The sequence below is a fragment of the Streptomyces anandii JCM 4720 genome, assembly GCF_014650655.1.
GTDB classification, from domain to species: Bacteria; Actinomycetota; Actinomycetes; order Streptomycetales; family Streptomycetaceae; genus Streptomyces; species Streptomyces anandii.
The window spans coordinates 1-2,370 of record NZ_BMVJ01000063.1 but is presented as its reverse complement, the minus strand read 5'-3'; the positions used below and the strand labels follow the sequence as shown (position 1 = coordinate 2,370).

Annotated in this window: 2 protein-coding genes and 3 pseudogenes; 3 read left to right on the top strand and 2 right to left on the bottom strand. The window is 67.3% G+C overall.

What is annotated here, in order from left to right:
* Window positions 1-417: 417 nt before the first annotated feature.
* Window positions 418-567, top strand: a pseudogene (locus tag IE249_RS39935) (transposase); the annotation flags it as partial.
* Window positions 568-582: 15 nt separating this feature from the next.
* Window positions 583-678: pseudogene (locus IE249_RS39930) on the top strand (AAA family ATPase); the annotation flags it as partial.
* Window positions 679-704: 26 nt separating this feature from the next.
* Here the strand turns inward: IE249_RS39930 and IE249_RS35235 are convergent.
* Together IE249_RS35235 and IE249_RS35230 are read right to left on the bottom strand one after the other, a co-directional pair.
* A complete protein-coding gene (locus tag IE249_RS35235; protein WP_189711561.1) occupies window positions 705-1,079 on the bottom strand; it encodes a hypothetical protein in 375 nt (124 codons plus the stop codon).
* A 126-nt stretch (window positions 1,080-1,205) separates the two neighbouring features.
* Window positions 1,206-1,493, bottom strand: a pseudogene (locus IE249_RS35230) (nucleotidyltransferase family protein); the annotation flags it as partial.
* Window positions 1,494-1,774: 281 nt separating this feature from the next.
* Between IE249_RS35230 and IE249_RS35225 the strand changes: the two are divergent.
* On the top strand, window positions 1,775-2,308 hold the full coding sequence (locus tag IE249_RS35225; RefSeq protein ID WP_189711559.1) for a hypothetical protein: 534 nt from the start codon (window positions 1,775-1,777) through the stop codon (window positions 2,306-2,308).
* The last annotated feature ends 62 nt before the right edge of the window (window positions 2,309-2,370 follow it).

Here is a 2,370-nt window from a genome sequence, read left to right as displayed (position 1 = left end):
GTGGGTGAACTACCTCAGCTGAACGCCCCGGCAACCGCACGGGTGGGCCTGCTCCCCACACCGGCAGGGATGGTCCCCAGTGCGCGTCGCACGGTGCCGAGGTGGCGCCGCTACTCCCCGCACCCGCCGGGATGGTTCCCCGTACGGCTCGGCCAGCGCGAGCGACAGGGGCTGCTCCTCGCACCGCAGGGATGGTCCCGTCACGTACGCCTGCTCACCGGTCTGCACGCCCTGCCCCCCTCCCCGCATCCGTGGGGTGGTCCCGAGACCGAAGTCAACGCAATCGCCTCGGCGATCGCCGCCTCGACCTGCTGGTCCGGCCTAGGGTCTGTTGTGAAAGTGGATCTTGGTCCTGGATGATCACGTTCCGTAGGGCGTGGTGATCTGACGAATGGCCAGTGAGCCCGGCGGGGGCCGTTGCTGCCGCGGGGCATCAAGCCGGGCCGTCCGCCGGTATGGACTCGGCGGCAGCTGATAGACGGCATACGGTGGCGGAGCCGGACCGGTGCTCCCTGGCGTGATGTGCCAGAACGCTACGGGCCGTGGGACCGGGTCTACGACCTGTTCTGGCGCTGGCAGCCCCTCCTGCCTCACTGCGAAGTGATCTTCATCAACGGGCCCAGCTACCGGCTGAAGAACCGGTTCAAGGCCATCGAGCGCGAGACCCGCGTGGCCTAGAAGATCATTTCGCGGCCCGGGTCTGGTCAGTCGTCATCGAGTCGCTGGAGGATCCGGGTGAACTCACCGGAGTCCAACAGGCCGGCGATGACATCAGCCATGTTGCTGACGCCAGGCTCACCGACGATCAGCCCGTCCGAGCACCAGAAGTAGCGACCGCCCAGGGCCTCGTCGCTCCCTGCCCAGCTCTCCATCAGACGTGCGACTTCAGCAACGGTGAAGACAGTCGCGCTCCACCGGGATCCATCCAGAAGCCGGACTTCGAGATCAACATTGCACACCAAGTCCAGGTCGTCGTCCGGGTTGGGCAGGAAAGATGCCTCGAAGGACTCCGTGCGCACCCGGTACCACGGCCCGTCCCAAGCACGTTCGACTGATCCGAGCGATGCGCTGTGACTCATCGTGCGAGTGTCCCCGCTCGGTCTATTGATCTCAACCGAGATCATCAACCGTGCTCTGGTCCAGGGACACAGCTGGGGACATTCATCCGTACGCAACCGAGGAGCTTAAGTCGTACGCCGACACGGCACCGGATTCGGACGAACGACGAGGTTGAACACGTCCGAAAGCCCGTGCGGCGCATGCACACGCCACCGGCCGTCAGCCTCCACACGAACCCTCAGACAGCACGTCGTCGCAGCGAAGCTGTCGATCGCCGCCTCGGTGGAGTCATACGGCGGATACGCCACTGCGAACTTTTCCTCATACCAGAGGTGAACCCGTGCCTCGTTCCGGATCTCGACCCCTGCGGGCAGGTCGGCGAAGACCTTCTGCCCAGCCTTGATCACGGCGTCCTCAGCTTCCCAGGACAGATCGCCTTGTCACGTCCAGACCCAACGCGCTGAGTGCGCCGACGCCGGACTGCCCGCCCTGCGGGGTACGGCTGATCGCACTGCTGATCGCCGGCGGCCACGGCGAGAACGTGGGCCTTGTGCCCTGCGACGACTGCGGACGGACGAACCCGTTGCCGACGTACGCCGGACCCGAAGGACGGCTGTGCCACGGCTGCTCCAGTCGCCGCCTGGCGGTCGCATGCGCGCGGTGCGGCAAGCTCGCGAAGGCAGCGGCACGACGTCCGGACGGACGGATCTGTCAAGTGTGCAAGGAGAAGAAGCCGGGCTCGCGCAAGGAGTGCGGCAGCTGCCGCCGGATGATGATTGCCACCCGGCACCTGCCCTACGGCACCTACCTGTGCCAGACCTGCGCCCCCAAGAGGCTCCAGGCGTGCTGCCGCTGTGGCCGCCGGCGGCGGGCGAACGTGCTGACCGACGACGGGCCCGTCTGCGGGACCTGCTACGCGAGCCCTGCGCGCCGGTGCGGCATCTGCGAGCAGGTGGCGCCCATCAGGGTGCGGGCAAAAGGCGAGGCTCCCGGCATCTGCTACCGCTGCTACGTGCGGCGGGAGAAGCTCTGCACCGTATGCGGGCGGATCCGTCGCGGCGGCGGCCGGATCTGCAAGGCATGCTCCTTCCCCGACGAGCGGCCCGATTACTGCTCGTCCTGCCGGCAACCGGCTGACCTCCTGCCGGGACGCCGCTGTCCACGCTGCACCCTGCTCGCCAAGGTGACCAGCCTGCTCTCAGACGACGGAACCACCCTCGACGCCTCCCTGCGGTGTACCCGGTCATGACTTTGGTGACAGTCGGGTGATCGGTGGCTGGCCGCCGAGCGCAGTGTGTCGGCGGCCAGTGT